12 protein-coding genes are annotated in these 14815 nt (G+C 74.8%); 6 read left to right on the forward strand and 6 right to left on the reverse strand.

Annotated elements, in window-relative coordinates; all coding sequences use genetic code 11:
• The first annotated feature begins 70 nt into the window (after positions 1–70).
• From eccCa to V6U88_RS21945, 3 genes are all read left to right on the forward strand, one after another.
• Positions 71–4033 (forward strand): type VII secretion protein EccCa, encoded by a 3963-nt coding sequence (gene eccCa / locus V6U88_RS21935; protein ID WP_334455693.1) that lies wholly within the window; start codon positions 71–73, stop codon positions 4031–4033.
• Positions 4034–4108: 75 nt separating this feature from the next.
• On the forward strand, positions 4109–5458 hold the full coding sequence (mycP, locus tag V6U88_RS21940) for a type VII secretion-associated serine protease mycosin (protein ID WP_334455695.1): 1350 nt from the start codon (positions 4109–4111) through the stop codon (positions 5456–5458).
• 42 nt (positions 5459–5500) lie between these two features.
• Positions 5501–6298 carry a phosphatase PAP2 family protein gene (locus V6U88_RS21945; protein ID WP_334455696.1) on the forward strand — a complete coding sequence of 266 codons (798 nt, stop codon included), beginning with the start codon at positions 5501–5503 and terminating at the stop codon, positions 6296–6298.
• A 15-nt stretch (positions 6299–6313) separates the two neighbouring features.
• Here the strand turns inward: V6U88_RS21945 and V6U88_RS21950 are convergent, their stop codons facing one another.
• From V6U88_RS21950 to V6U88_RS21975, 6 genes are all read right to left on the reverse strand, one after another.
• Positions 6314–7492: a MarP family serine protease gene (locus tag V6U88_RS21950; protein ID WP_334455698.1), complete on the reverse strand. Its 1179-nt coding sequence runs from the start codon at positions 7490–7492 to the stop codon at positions 6314–6316.
• 58 nt (positions 7493–7550) lie between these two features.
• Positions 7551–8249, reverse strand: coding sequence for an NUDIX hydrolase (locus tag V6U88_RS21955; protein WP_334455700.1), 699 nt, complete (start codon positions 8247–8249; stop codon positions 7551–7553).
• Between the two features lie 174 nt (positions 8250–8423).
• Positions 8424–9104, reverse strand: coding sequence for a TlpA family protein disulfide reductase (locus tag V6U88_RS21960; protein ID WP_334455701.1), 681 nt, complete (start codon positions 9102–9104; stop codon positions 8424–8426).
• Entirely contained in the window at positions 9101–9889 is a 789-nt protein-coding gene (gene nth, locus V6U88_RS21965; protein ID WP_334455702.1) for an endonuclease III, read from the reverse strand. Before nth ends, V6U88_RS21960 begins: the two co-directional genes overlap by 4 nt.
• Positions 9890–9948: 59 nt before the next feature.
• On the reverse strand, positions 9949–11106 hold the full coding sequence (locus tag V6U88_RS21970; RefSeq protein WP_334455703.1) for a CapA family protein: 1158 nt from the start codon (positions 11104–11106) through the stop codon (positions 9949–9951).
• Between the two features lie 56 nt (positions 11107–11162).
• On the reverse strand, positions 11163–11825 hold the full coding sequence (locus tag V6U88_RS21975; RefSeq protein WP_334455705.1) for an adenosylcobinamide amidohydrolase: 663 nt from the start codon (positions 11823–11825) through the stop codon (positions 11163–11165).
• A 222-nt stretch (positions 11826–12047) separates the two neighbouring features.
• Here V6U88_RS21975 and V6U88_RS21980 point away from each other — a divergent pair, with 222 nt between their 5' ends.
• The 3 genes from V6U88_RS21980 to V6U88_RS21990 all read left to right on the forward strand — a co-directional run bounded on the left by V6U88_RS21980 (position 12048) and on the right by V6U88_RS21990 (position 14807).
• The gene (locus tag V6U88_RS21980) at positions 12048–12725 is read left to right on the forward strand and encodes a Crp/Fnr family transcriptional regulator (protein WP_067306583.1); all 678 of its coding nucleotides are present in this window, start codon (positions 12048–12050) and stop codon (positions 12723–12725) included.
• A gap of 118 nt (positions 12726–12843) precedes the next feature.
• Positions 12844–13587, forward strand: coding sequence for a metallophosphoesterase family protein (locus V6U88_RS21985; RefSeq protein ID WP_334455706.1), 744 nt, complete (start codon positions 12844–12846; stop codon positions 13585–13587).
• A 554-nt stretch (positions 13588–14141) separates the two neighbouring features.
• The gene (locus V6U88_RS21990) at positions 14142–14807 is read left to right on the forward strand and encodes a TetR/AcrR family transcriptional regulator (RefSeq protein ID WP_334455707.1); all 666 of its coding nucleotides are present in this window, start codon (positions 14142–14144) and stop codon (positions 14805–14807) included.
• Positions 14808–14815 lie beyond the last annotated feature (8 nt).

Raw genomic sequence — 14815 nt, forward strand, 5'->3', positions numbered from 1 at the left:
GCTGACGGACGACAGGACTTTACCTACGATGAGCCAGGCTCGGGTTACCGAGCGCCACCCTGGAGGGCCAGTGTCCACTGTCGTCATCAAGCGCCCACCGCGCCGGCCCGCGCCGGAGATCCCGGTCGGCGAGCTGCCCGTCGAGGCGCCGCCGGAGATCCCGGCGGTGACCGGCGGCCGCTGGCAGCAGGCGCTGATGGTGCTGCCCATGCTCGGCGGCACGGTGGCGATGGCGATGATGTTCGGCCGGGGCGGCGGCGCCTACTCGTACGTGGTGGGCGGCATGTTCGGGCTCTCCTCGCTGGCGATGCTGGTGACCTCCTGGGGCAGCGCCTCCGGCACCCCGAAGAAGTCGGAGATGATGGCCGCCCGCCGCGAGTACCTGCGGCACCTGACCGCGCTGCGCCGCCGGGTCCGGCAGACGGCCGGGCAGCAGCGGGCCGGGCTCTACTACCGGCACCCCGACCCGGGCCGGCTCTGGTCGACGGTGGAGAGCCACCGAGTCTGGGAGCGCCGGCCGGGCGATCCGGACTTCGCCGTGGTCCGGGTGGCCGTCGGCCCACAGACCCTGGCCACCCCGCTGGTCCCGCCGGTCACCCGGCCGCTGGAGGAGCTGGAACCGATGACCGCGGGGGCGCTGCGGCGCTTCCTCGACGCGTACTCGGTGGTGCCGGACCTGCCGGTGGCGCTGTCGATGCGCAGCTTCGCCCGGGTCTTCGTCCGGGGTGAGGCGGTCCCCGGCGACGCGCGGCCCGGCACCGGCTCGCCCGCCGCCCAGGCGCTGGCCCGGGCCATGCTCACCCAGCTGGCCGTCTTCCACGCCCCGGACGAACTGCTCATCGCGGTCTGCGCCGGGCCGGAGCGGCGGGCGCTCTGGGAGTGGGTCAAGTGGCTGCCGCACGCCCACCACCCCGGCCGCACCGACGCGCTCGGCCCGGTCCGCCTGGTCACCAGCTCCGCCGCCGACCTGGAACGACTGCTCGACGAGGTGCTGGCCAGCCGGTCCCGGTTCAGCCCGGCCGGTCCGGCCACCGACGGGCCGCACGTGGTGGTCCTGCTCGACGGCGGCGACCTGACCGGGGCGACCGACCTGGCCGGGGACGGCGGCATCGACGCGGTCACGGTCATCGACCTGGACACGCCGCCGCCGCGGCTGCTCGACCGCTTCGCCCTGCTGCTGGAGCTGCGCGGCGACCGGCTGCACTCCTGGTCGGCCGAGGGGCACGCGGAGGTGGGAACCGCCGACCGGCTGGAGATCGCCGACGCCGAGGCGGTGGCCCGGCGGCTCGCGCCGCTGCGGCTCGCCACCACCGTACGTGGGGGCGAGGCCGCGCCCGGGGCCGAGCTGGGCCTGCCGGAGCTGCTCGGCATCGGCGACCCGGAGAGCTTCACCGCCGAGCAGGGCTGGGCGCCCCGCTCGGCCCGGGACCGGCTGCGGGTGCCGATCGGCGTCGGCGCCGACGGCGGCGCGATCGAGCTGGACCTGAAGGAGTCGGCGCAGGACGGCATGGGTCCGCACGGCCTGCTGATCGGCGCGACCGGCTCCGGCAAGTCCGAGCTGCTGCGCACGCTGGTGCTCGGGCTGGCCGCCACGCACAGCTCGGAACAGCTCAACTTCGTGCTGGTCGACTTCAAGGGCGGCGCCACCTTCGCCTCCTTCGACCGGTTGCCGCACACCGCCGCCGTGATCACCAACCTGGCCGACGCGCTACCGCTGGTCGACCGGATGGTGGACGCCATCAACGGCGAGCTGATGCGCCGCCAGGAGCTGCTGCGCCGGGCCGGCAACTTCGCCAGCCTCCGCGACTACGAGCGGGCCCGGGCCGCCGGTACCCCGCTGGCGCCGCTGCCGTCGCTGCTGCTGATCTGCGACGAGTTCTCCGAGCTGCTCTCCGCCAAGCCCGACTTCATCGACCTATTCGTCCAGATCGGCCGGCTGGGCCGCTCGCTCGGGGTGCACCTGCTGCTCGCCAGCCAGCGCCTGGAGGAGGGGCGGCTGCGGGGGCTCGACACCCACCTGTCGTACCGGATCGGGTTGCGGACGTTCTCCGCGCTGGAGTCCCGGACGGTGCTCGGGGTGCCCGACGCGCACGAGCTGCCCCGCTCCCCCGGGCACGGCTACCTGCGCGCCGGCACCGACCCGCTGGTCCGGTTCAAGGCCGCGTACGTCTCCGGGCCGGTACGCCGGCGCGGCGCGGCGGCCGGCGGCGGCGGCGCGGGCGGCGGCACCCGGCTGCTCACCTTCTCCACCCACCTGGCGCCGGTCCCGGAGCCGGCCACCCCGGCGCCGCCCGACGTCGAGGAGGAGACCTCGAAGCTGCTGGACGTGCTGGTCGGCCGGCTGGCCGGGCAGGGCCCGCCGGCCCACCAGGTCTGGCTGCCGCCGCTGGACACCGCACCCGCCCTGGACGAGCTGCTCGGGCCGGCGGCCGCCGACCCGCAGCGCGGCCTCACCGTCGCCAACCCGGAGCTGCACGGTGCCCTCCAGGTCCCCGTGGCCGTGGTGGACAAGCCCTTCGAGCAGCGCCGCGACCTGCTCTGGCTGGCGCTGGACGGCGCGGCCGGGCACGTGGCCGTGGTCGGCGGGCCGCAGAGCGGCAAGTCGCACCTGCTCCGGACCCTGATCTGCGCGCTGGCGCTCACCCACACCCCGGCCGAGGCGCAGGTCTACTGCCTGGACTTCGGCGGCGGCGGGCTCGCCGCACTGCGCGACCTGCCGCAGGTCGGCGGGGTCGCGGGCCGCGCCGACCCGACGGTGGTGCGCCGGACCGTCGGCGAGATCGCCACCCTGCTCGCCGAGCGGGAGCGCCGCTTCGCCGAGCTGGGTGTCGAGTCGATGGCCGCCTGGCGGCAGCGCCGGTCCGCGCTGGCGGCGGCCGGGCAGCCCGCCGTCGACCCGTTCGGCGACGTGTTCCTGGTGGTCGACGGCTGGGTCACCCTGCGCGGCGAGTACGACGACCTGGAGCCGCTGGTCACCGACCTGGCCACCCGCGGCCTGTCGTACGGGGTGCACGTGGTGGCGAGCGCGGTCCGCTGGACGGACTTCCGTCCGGCCATCCGTGACCTGTTCGGCTCCCGCCTGGAGCTGCGCCTCGGTGACCCGTCGGACTCGGTGGTGAAGCGGGTCGCGGCGGCGAGCGTGCCGGAGAAGTCCCCCGGCCGGGGCATCACCGCGCAGAGCCTGCACTTCCTCACCGCGCTGCCGCAGCTGACGGGCACGGAGACGGCCGATCTGGTGAAGGCGGTCGCGGGCGCCTGGTCCGGCCCGCCCGCCCCCCGGGTACGGCTGCTGCCGCCGGTGCTGCCCTACGCCGAGCTGGACACCTCCGCCGCCACCGGGCTGGCCTTCCCGATCGGTGTGGCCGAGGCGGACCTGCGCCCGGTGGCGGTGGACTTCGCCACCGAGCCGCACTTCGTGGTCTTCGGCGACGCGGAGTGCGGCAAGTCCTCGTTCCTGCGCGCGCTGGCCACCTCGATCATCGACCGGTTCACCCCGGAGCAGGCCCGGATCATCCTGGTCGACTACCGGCGCAGCCTGTACAGCCTGATCGACGACCCGCACGTGATCGGGTACGGCAGCGCGGCGGCGCACACCGCCGAGCTGGTGGAGTCGGTGGCCGGCTACATGCAGGCCCGGCTGCCCGGGCCGGAGGTGACCCCGGCGCAGCTGCGGGAGCGGTCCTGGTGGTCCGGGCCGGAGCTGTTCGTGCTGGTCGACGACTACGACCTGGTCGCCAGCGGCCCGGCGAACCCGCTGCGCGGCCTGGAGGAGCACCTGCCCCAGGCTCGCGACATCGGGCTGCACCTGGTGCTGGTGCGCCGGTCCGGCGGCGCCGCCCGGGCCCAGTACGAGCCGATCGTGCAGCGGCTCCGCGAACTCTCCACCGCCGGGCTGGTGATGAGCGGCAGCCCGGACGAGGGACCGCTGGTCGGTCAGGTCCGTCCCGGGCCGCTGCCGCCCGGACGCGGACGCCTGGTCACCCGGCGTGAGGGCGTACGCCTGGTCCAGTTGGCGCATCTGCCGCCACCGTGAGCGTGTCCGGCGGAACGTCCCGCCGCGGCGGGGAAAACCGGTAATCTGCCGAGCAGCACGTGTCAGGAACGATGAATGGCGGAGGATGTGACCAGGGTTCGGCACGGCGCCCCGACCGCGTTCGACCGGTTCGCCGGGCGCGCGCTGCTCGGGGTCGCGGCGACCGCCGTGACGGTCGTCGGCGTGGCGCCGCCGCCGGCCGCCGCGGCCCGACCGGTCACCGTGGCCGCGCCGGTCGCCGGCGCACCGCTGGCCGAGCCGGGCTTCACCCCGGTGGAGACCACCGCCCGGGCCGACCGGATCCGCGACGAGCAGTGGCAGCTGGACAAGTTGCGCGCCAGCACCGCCTGGAGCACCTCCACCGGCCGGGGGGTCACCGTCGCGGTGATCGACTCCGGTGTGGACGGCTCGCATCCGGATCTCGTCGGCCAGGTGCTGCCCGGCATCGACCTGGTCTCCCCCGGCGCCGAAGAACCGGACCCGGTGGGCCACGGCACCACGGTCGCCAGCCTGATCGCCGGCCGCAACGACGACCGCAAGGGCGTCGCCGGGCTGGCCCCGGGCGCCCGCATCCTGCCGGTGCGGGTGCTCGACGACGAGAACCGCTACGACGACGCGATGATCGTCGCCAAGGGGGTGCGCTGGGCGGTCGACAACGGCGCCCGCGTGATCAACCTGTCGCTGGGCGGCAGCGGTGACAGCCCGGCGCTGGCCGCCGCCCTCGACTACGCCTTCGCCCGGGACGTGGTCGTGGTGGCCTGCACCGGCAACGTCGCCACCTCGACCAACTCCAAGGTCTGGTACCCGGCCCGGGAGCCCGGCGTGATCGCCGTGACGGGGCTGGAAGGCGACAGCGAGAACCTCTGGTCCGGCTCGATCACCGGGCACGCCACCACCCTCAGCGCACCGGCGACCCGCCTGGTCGGCGCCCGTCCCGACGGCCACTGGGGGGTGCAGGGCACCAGCTTCGCCTCGCCGCTGGTGGCGGCGACCGCCGCGCTGGTCCGCGCCCGGTACCCGGAGATGTCCGCCGGTGACGTGGTCAACCGGCTGCTGGCCACCGCGAAGGACATCGGCCCCACCGGCCGCGACGACCGCTTCGGGTACGGCCTGGTCGACCCGGTGGCCGCGTTGACCGCGGACGTGCCGCTGGTGCACCGCAACCCGCTCGACGACCAGACCTCCCCCGGCGTGGTCGGTTTCGGCCCGGCACCCGGGTCGGCCGACGACGCCCAGGCCGGCGGCACCGGCTCCGACCCGCTCGGCTTCACCGCGCCCCGGCAGCACACCCGCTGGTCGGCCCAGCCGGCCGGTGCCGGGGACGACACCGCGCCGCGCCGGCTCTGGATGGGCGTGGCCATCCTCGTCGCCCTGGTCACCGGTACCGCACTGATGATCCGCCGATTCCGGCTGTGGGGCCGCTGACCCCGGCCTGATCGGCCGCGCCCCTGGGTAAGTGATGACGCCATGGACTCCCCCGGTCAGCGCACCTCCGTGCGCCCCCCGACCCGCTCCTGGCGGGACCGCCGCCTGGACCCCGACCACTCGCTCGGCCTGCGGCTGACCCTGGCCTCGGCGGCGGCGTTCCTGGTGCTGGTGCCGTTCGCGCTGCTGGCCGTGCTGGTGGTGGGTGTCTGGCCGCCGCTGCACGACCTGGACGCGGCGGTGACCGAGGCGTGCTACCGCTACGCCCTCGACCACCCGGCCTGGGTGCGGGCGATGAACCTGTGGACCGACGTCTTCGGGCCCGGGCCGCTACGGGTGGCGGCGCTGGCCCTCGTGGTCTGGCTCTGGTCCCACCGGGCCCATCGGCTGGCCCTCTGGGTGGTCACCACCATGGCCGTCGGCGGGCTGCTCGGGGCACTGCTGAAACTGCTGGTCGGCCGGGACCGGCCGGACCTGCTCGACCCGGTGGCCCGGGCGGCCGGCTACGCCTTCCCGTCCGGGCACGCGCTGAACGCCACCCTGGCCGCCGGGGTGCTGCTGCTGGTCTTCCTGCCCTACGCCCGGGGTCGGGGGGCGTCCCGCGTCGCGCTCTGGGTGGCCGCGGTGCTGCTCGCCGCGGTGACCGGGCTGAGCCGGGTGGCGCTCGGCGTGCACTGGACCAGCGACGTGCTGGGCGGCTGGCTGCTCGGCGTGGCGGTGCTGGCGGCGACCTCCGCCGCGTTCACCACCTGGCGGGAGCGGACCGGCCGGCCCGCGGCCCGGCTGACGGCCGACGGCGTGGAACCGGAGCTGACCGACCCCGACCGGCCCGACGCGTAGTTCCCCGCCGCCGGCTCAGGTGCAGTCGCCGGTGCCCACCCCGCGGGTACGCTCCGCGCCCTCCAGCGCCACCGGGCGCGCCTCCGCCGCGGTGACCGCGAAACCCGTGTTCGGGTCGTCGGCCGCCGCCGCGAAGATCACGCCGAGTACCAGGCCGTTGGAGGAGACCAGCGGGCCGCCGGAGTTGCCGCTGCGGACCAGCGCCCGGATCGTGTAGATCTCCCGGGTCACGTCGCCCGAGGAGTAGATGTCCGGCCCGGTGATCCGGTCGACGTCACGGACCCGGGCCGGGCGGGCGTCGTACGGGCCGTCGAGGGGGAAGCCGAGCACGATCGCGTCCGAGCCGCTGCCGGCCTGCCCGGCGGCGAAGCGCAGGGACGGGCCGGGCAGCCCGGGCACGTGCAGCACGGCGAGGTCGCGGTCCGGGTCGTAGACGACCACCTCGCCGTCGTACCGCTCGCCGCGCAGTTCCACCGCGACGGAGCGGGTGCCGGCCACCACGTGCGCGTTGGTCATCACCCGGTCGTCGGCGTACACGAAGCCGGAGCCCTCGATGCGGCGCGCGCAGCTCGGCGCGGAACCCAGCACCTTGACCACCGAGCGCTGGCTGTTGGCCACCACCTGGGAGCCGGCCAGGGACGGGTCGGGCGGGGAGACCTGCCGCGCCTGGGTGCGGCCCAGGCCGTTGAAGACGTCCGGGAAGCCGTCGGTGTCCACCGTGTCGCGCAGGGCGGTGGAGAGCTCCTGGGCCCGGTCGGGCAGGACCGCGTCCACCACGGTCAGCAGCGCGCTGTTCTTGACCGAGGCGGACAGCCAGGGCAGCGGGGAGGAGGCCAGCGGTACGGCGACCAGCCAGGCCACCAGCATCACGGCGAAGAGCGAGACGAACGCGCCGCCGATGTCGTCGGCCCGCTTCGCCACGTCGTTGGTGATCGTCCTGCGCAGGTGCGAACCGAGCCAGCCGGCCAGCGCCTGCCCGAGCACGGCCAACCCGAAGACGGCGACCAGGGAGATCAGGACCCGGGTGCCGCTGTCGACGAACTGCCGGGCGAAGATCGGGCCGACCTGGAGGCCGAGGAGCGCGCCCAGGAAGAAGCCGGAGAGCGAGAGCGCCCCGATGGCGAAACCCTGGCGGTATCCGCTGATCGCGAACACGAGCATGAGCAGGAGCAGGACGAGATCCACGACGGACACGCGTCAAGGGTACGGGCACCGGGCACGACCGGGGCGTTGCGCTTGCGGAACGTGATGATCAGGTCAGCGGACCGGCCATCTCGTCGACCTCGTCGGTGCCGGCCGAGGGTGCCGGGGTGGCGCCGACGGGTGGCAGCTCGATCACCCGGCCGCGCGGCCACGGGCGGGCCCAGCCGCCCATCTCCAGCAGCGTGGCGATCACCCCGGCGGTGAAGCCCCAGACCAGCATGCCCCGCACCGAGAAGGCCGGGCCGATCCAGCCGCTCGGGTGGCGGACCCGCATCCGGTTCTCCGGGTCGACCAGTTCGGCCACCGGCAGCCGGGCGACGTGCGCGACCTCGGCCGGCTCCCGGGGGTGCACCAGGTGCGGCGTGTGCCACCAGGCCAGCACCGGGGTCACCACGAAGTCGCTGACCGGGATCCACAGCCGGGGCAGCTCGGCCAGGACGGTCACGCTGGCCGGGTCCAGGCCGACCTCCTCGTTCGCCTCGCGCAGCGCGGTCGCGGAGGCGTCGGCGTCCTCCGGGTCGGCCGCACCGCCGGGGAAGGCCGGCTGGCCGGCGTGGTTGCGCAGGGTCGCGGCCCGCTGGAGCACCAGCACGTCCGGGCCGACGCCGGACTCCTCGCCGAGCAGCACCAGCACGGCGCTCTCCCGGCCGCCCTCCTCGGGGGTGGTCAGCCGGGTGAAGTCCTCGGCCCGGGCGGTGCCGAGCCGGCCCAGCAGCGGGTCGATCCAGGCCGGCGGGCGGCGAGTCACGGCGTCACCTTCGTTCGCGACTGCGGGGCTCGCAGAACCGGCTCACTCCTCGCGCTCACGGTGCCACCTTCGTTCGCGACTGCGGGGCTCGCAGGATCGGCTCACTCCTCGCGCTCACGGTGCCACCTTCGTTCGGCGACTGCGGGGCTCGCAGAACCGGCTCACTCCTCGCGCTCATTGCTGCACCTGCACGCCGAGGTGCTGCCGGACCAGCGCGGCGAGCCGGGCGTCGTCGAGGGCGCCGGTGGCGTCGGTGTGGCGTACCCGGCCCTGCGCGTCGACCAGGAGGGTCAGCGGGAGGGCGTTGCGGCCCAACTCCCGTTGCAGCGCCTCACCCTGGTCGAAGAGCATCGGGAAGCGGACGCCGTAGTCCTCGCCGATGGACTGGGCGGCGGTGCGGGTGTCCCGGCTGTTCACGCCGATCACCTGGAGCGTGCCGGTCGTCCGCTCGCTGAGCCGCTGGAAGGCGGGCAGCTCCTTGCGGCAGGGCGGGCACCAGGAGGCCCACAGGTTGACCACGGCGGGGCCACGGACGTCCCGCAGCGCCACCGGAGCACCGCCGGTGAAGCAGGAGAGGGTCAGCCCGGGCAGCAGCGCCCCGGTGCCCTGGTCGCCCGGCGCGGCGGTACCGGTCGCGGCGGTACCGGTCGCGGCGGTGCCGGAGGGCGCGGCGTCAGCGGTAGCGGGCGTCGACGCGGACGCGCCGGGCGGGCGGGTCAGCGTCGCGCAGTCGGCGAAGGGCGAGGGGCGTTCGGCCCGGCCGGTCGGGGTGGTGGCGCTGTCCGGCCCGGTGGCGGTGCAGCCGGCGAGGGCCAGCAGAGCGGGGACGAGCAGAGCAGCGAGCCGCCGGTTCACGGCACCTCCGCGACGACGGCCTGCTGTGGCACCAGGTCGGGGTCGACCCCGGCGGCGACCGCGAGGTCCCGCGCCCGGGGGCCCTTGAGCAGCTTCGCGGCGGCGGACGGCTCGGTCGGCCCGGTCCCGTACGACGGGCAGAGCTTCGCCAGCGTGCAGGCCCCGCAGGCCGGCTTGCGGGCGTGACAGACCCGCCGGCCGTGGAAGATGATCCGGTGCGAGAGCATGGTCCACTCGCGCTTCGGGAAGAGCGCGCCGATCTCGTGCTCGATCTTCACCGCGTCGGTCTGCGCGGTGAGCTCCCAGCGCTGGACCAGCCGCTGGAAGTGGGTGTCGACGGTGATCCCCGGGACGTCGAAGGCGTTGCCGAGGATCACGTTGGCGGTCTTGCGGCCGATCCCGGGCAGCGTCACCAGGTCGGCCAGCCGGCCGGGGACCTTGCCGTCGTACCGCTCGACGAGCGCCTGACCCAGCTTGATCAGCGAGTCCGTCTTGTTGCGGTAGAAGCCGGTCGGCCGGATCAGCTCCTCCAGCTCCGCCCGGTCGGCCCCGGCGTAGTCGGCCGCCGTCGGGTAGCGGACGAAGAGCTTCGGGGTGACCTCGTTGACCTTCTTGTCGGTGCACTGCGCGGAGAGGATGGTGGCGACGGCCAACTCCAACGCGTTGGAGTGGTCGAGTTCACAGTGCGCGTCGGGGTGCGCCTCGGTCAGCGCCCGGCCGATCCGCCGGGCGCGCCGGGTGCGGCCGAGGTCCGTCTCGGCCCGGCCGGGGGAGCTGATGGTCACGCCGGCCAGCCTACGTCGCCGGGCCGACCAGCCGCCGCGCCCACGCCCGGCCTCGCCGGTCAGCCGGCCTGCGGGGCGCTGATCTTCCCGGCGGCGTCGAACCGGGCGCCGGTGCGCGGGAAATCGGCGCGGCTGAGCTGTTTGACCAGGCCGAGGCCCTGGTCGGCGGAGTCCATGGTCGGCTTGCCCACCGAGTTCATCCGGGTGGAGGTGAACGAGCCGCCGGCGAAGCTGCCGTCCGGCTTGAGCGAGACCTTGAGCACCCCGCCCCAGCCGAGCCGGCCGGTCGGGTTCAGCGACCGGCCGCCGCCGGCGAAGTTGCCGAGGCTGTAGGCGATCAGCCGGCCCTGGTAGAACTCCATGCCGCGCAGCACGTGCGGGCCGTGCCCGACGATCAGGTCGGCCCCGGCGTCGATCATCGCGTGGGAGAACTTGACCGGGTCGCCCCGGTTCTCGCCGTAGAACAGCTCGGTGCCCGGCTTGACCTTGGTCTTGTCGGCCCCCTCGGCGCCCATGTGCACCTGCACCACGACGATGTCGGCCATGGTCGCGGCCTTCTCGACGACCGCCGTCGCGGCGTCGATGTCGGTCAGGCTGTTGGACCAGGGGTACGAGGAGAAGCCGGCCACCGCGATCTTGACGCCCTTGACCTCCATCACGGTGATCTGGTTCGGGGCGCCGGTGTGCTTGAGGCCCTGCTTCTCCAGCGCCTTCTGGGTGTTCGCGTACCCCTGCGGGCCGTAGTCGTAGCCGTGGTTGTTGGCCTGGTTGAGCAGCTCGAAGCCGGCTTCCTTGAGGTGCGCGGCGTAGCTGGACGGGGCCCGGAACTGGTAGCAGGCGGTGGAGTTCGCCCCGCACTTGCCGGTGCCGGTGTCCTCGGTCAGCGGCTCCTCCAGGTTGCCCATCACCAGGTCGGCGGCGAGCGCGTCGGAGATCTCGTCGAAGAAGCCCTTCCCGTTGTTCGCGGGGAGCCGGGAGGGGGCGTTGCCCATGATGATGTCGCCGGTCGCGGAGAGCGACACGGCCTGGTCGGCGGTCTCGGACCCGCCGGCGGTCGGGGCCGGTGCGGCGCTGGTGGTTGCACCGCCGCCGCGCTGCCAGACCGGCGGGGCGTCGTCGTCCGAGGTGCTGCAGCCCGCGGCGAGCAGCACGGCGAGGACCGCGCCGGCGGCGAGCGCGGCGCGGCGGCGGGTCCTGGGGAACGCGGGTGCGTACATCGTTGGCGACCCTACCGGGTAGGTAGCGGTGCGACGATGGCCGATCGGATGGAAGTTCAGCCCGCCAGCCGGTCCGACCAGGGCACGCAGGGCACCGACCCGCCGTCGCGGACGGCGGCGTGCACGGCCCGGGCGAGCGGTGCACCCCAGGTGGACCGGGGGCCGCCGTAGGGCTCGGGCGGACCGTCGGCGGGGCAGAGCACGGTGACCGCGTCGGTGGGCGTACCGGTGGCGGGCAGGCCCAGCTCCCAGATCGCCTGCGCCTTCGCCTCGGTCGCCGTGGCGACGGCGTTGACCAGCGCGGCGTCGCTGAGCGCCGCCGGGACGTACACGACGATGTTGACCGTGCCGACCCGCTGGGCCGGCGCGGCCGGGGCGGGCGCGGCGGCCCAGACCGGCGTGCCCAGCCCGACCGTCGCCCAGGCCCGCACGCCGGTGTCGGCCCGGGCCACCACCTCCGCGACGTCCACCCCGGTGAGCAGGCCGACCCCGGGCCCGGCCAGGCCGAGGCCGTCGGCCAGCCCGGCCAGGTGGGCCGCGGGGTCGTCCCGGTGGTACGACATCGGCACGGTCGCGTTCACGACCCAGTTCCGGACGCCGATCCCGCCGCCGAGCGGGCCGGAGCCGGCCGCCCGCAGCGGTCCCCCGGCGCGCCACACCAGTAGCGGAATGTCCCACCCGTCCTCGGCACGGGTGGTCAGGGTGGGGTCGCTCAGCACGCCGGTCACCCTACGGCCATCGACGGCGACGCCCGGTCACCCCCCGGTCACGGTCGCGCGATCGTAGCCCCTGATCAGGGCGGGAAGGTTACGCCCAACGATCAAGATTCCAGGGGTGCACCTCTGATTCGTGCTCACGTGCGCCTAGACTTGTCGGCGCGCGAGGGATAAGCGGACGGCGGACCCGGCCGACGGACGGCGGCGCGCAACCGGAGGTGCGCGATGGACGAGGTACTGGCCCGCAGCGGGATCTTCCAGGGTGTCGACCCGGAGGCTGCCGAGGCGCTCGCCAAGGAGATGGAGACGATCGACGTCCGCAAGGGCGAGATCGTGTTCAACGAGGGCGAGCCCGGCGACAGTCTCTACATCCTCCTGTCGGGCAAGATCAAGGTTGGGCGTCGGGCAGCCGACGGCCGGCAGAACCTGATCGCCGTGATGGGCCCGTCGGACATGGTCGGTGAGCTGTCGCTCTTCGACCCCGGTCCGCGTACGGCGACGGCCACCGCGGTGACCGACACCCGGCTGGTGCGGCTGCGCAAGCAGGCGCTGCGGCCCTGGCTGAACAACCGGCCCGAGATCGCCGAGCAGCTGCTGCGGGTGCTGGCCCGCCGGCTCCGCCGGACCAACGACTCGCTGGCCGACCTGATCTTCACCGACGTGCCGGGCCGGGTCGCCAAGAACCTGCTCCAGATGGCCGGCCGCTTCGGCACCCGCGACGGCGGCGTGCTGCGGGTGACCCACGACCTCACCCAGGAGGAGATCGCCCAGCTCGTCGGCGCCTCCCGGGAGACCGTCAACAAGGCGCTGGCCGACTTCGCCTCGCGGGGCTGGCTGCGGCTGGACGGCAAGAGCATCATCATCCTCGACCCGGAGCGCCTGGCCCGCCGCGCGCGGGTCTGACCCGATCGACGACCAGGCCAGGGACACCGCAGGGTGTCCCTGGCCTCGTCGTGTCCGGGGCGCTCTGCCGAGCGCAGAATTCCTCGACATCGTGGCCGCCGCCCGGCACGGTGAGCGCATGCTCGAACGCGTAGCCGTCCTCTCCGACGTCCACGGGGCGCTGCCCGCGCTGGAGGCCGTGCTGGCCGAGCCGGACGTGGCCGCCGCCGACCTGATCGTGCTCACCGGCGACATCGCCGCCGGACCGCAGCCGGTCGAGGTGCTGGACCTGCTCGCCGGCCTCGGCGACCGGGCCTGCTGGGTCGGCGGCAACGCCGACCGCGAACTGGTCGAGGCCCGGGCCGGCCGGAGCTCTCCGATCGCGATCTCGAACTGGGCCGCCCGGCAGCTCCGGGACGATCAGGCGGCCCGGCTGGCGGCGCTGCCGCTGACGGTGACCCTGGAGGTGGCCGGCCTCGGTCCGGTGCTCTTCTGCCACGCCACGCCCCGCGACGACGAGGAGGTGGTGCTGGTCGACTCCCGGATGGACCGCTGGGCCGAGGTGTTCGCCGGGGTGCCGGCCGAGGTGGGCACGATCGTCTGCGGGCACACCCACATGCCGTTCACCCGCCTGGTCGACCGGCGGCTGGTGGTCAACCCGGGCAGCGTCGGGATGCCGTACGGCGGCGCCGGGGCGTGGTGGGCACTGCTCGGGCCGGGCGTGCAACTGCGCCGCACTCCGTTCGACGTGGAGGCCGCCTGCGCCCGGGTCGCCGCCGAGTCGGGTTTCCCCGATGCCGCCGAGTGGGCCGACGAGTACCTGCGCTCCCGGCACAGCGACGCCGACGCGCTCACCGTCTTCGGCCCCCGGGACGGTCGCTGACCCCCGGCGGACCTCCCAGAGCAGGAGGCCCGCCGTGCGATGCTGCGCCGCTCAGGGGCTCAGGGGCTCAGGGGCTCAGGGGCTCAGGGGGCTCAAGCGACTCAAGCGGCTCACGCAGCCGGCGGCTGCCGGGCCGGCGCGGCCCATGCGGCCGGCGCGGCTGGTGCCGACGGCGCGGCTCGTGTGGTGGCGGGTGTGGACGGCTGCCGGGGCTCATCCCATCGCCCAGGCCACTGGCGGGTCCTGTGGAGCTGATGACGTAAACGGATCGTCCGCTGAGTCGTCTACGTCATCAGCTCCACAGCGCCGAAAACACCACCACAAGGGCCGGGAAGAGGCCGTTCTCGCGACACCGGCGTGCGGCGCCGGGCAACGCCCTCCGGCCCGGCGGTCGAGAGCCCGCCCGGGCCGAAGCGGACCCGGGCGAGGCCGAAGCAGACCAGGGCGAGGCGGGAGCGGACCCGGGCGGGACGGACCCGGGGCGGGCGCGCGGAGCGGCGGAAGCAGAAAAAGTCAGTCTTGACTGTTTGTTTCGGGGACGGCACGCTGTCCCCGTGTCCACCGCATCGACGCGCGTCCCTCAGCAGGAGCGCAGCCGCGCCACCCAGGCCCGGCTGCTGGAGGCGACCGTCGACTGCCTGGTGGAGCACGGCTGGTCCGGCACCACCACCACCGTGGTGGCCGCCCGGGCCGGTGTCTCGCGCGGCGCCCAGCTGCACCACTACCCGACCAAGGCGGCCCTGGTCACCGCCGCCGTCGTCCACCTCGCCGACCGGCGGGCCGCGGAGCTGCGCGCCGAGGCGGAGGCCCTGCCGGCCGGGCCACAGCGGCTCGACCGGGTGGTCGACCTGCTCGGCGTGGCCTTCACCGGGCCGCTCTTCGTCGCCGCGCTGGAACTCTGGGTCGCCGCCCGCACCGACGCCGAGCTGCGCGACGCCCTGGTGCCGCTGGAGGCCCGGGTCGGCAGGGAGATGCACCGGCTCACCGTGGCGCTGCTCGGCGTCGACGAGCGCCGGCCCGGCGTACGGGAGGCCGTGCAGGCCACCCTCGACCTGCTCCGCGGGCTGGGCGTGGCCAATCTGCTCAGCGACGACTCCGCCCGCCGTACCGCCCTGCTGCGCACCTGGAAACGCCAGCTCGCCACCCTGCTCACGCCCGACGCCGCCCCACCGGAGCACGCCGCGCCGGCCGGGGCGGGGCCCGGACACGAGCGGCCGTGACCTGACCC

It is taken from the genome of Micromonospora sp. CPCC 205739 (assembly GCF_036906795.1).
Lineage (GTDB): Bacteria > Actinomycetota > Actinomycetes > Mycobacteriales > Micromonosporaceae > Micromonospora.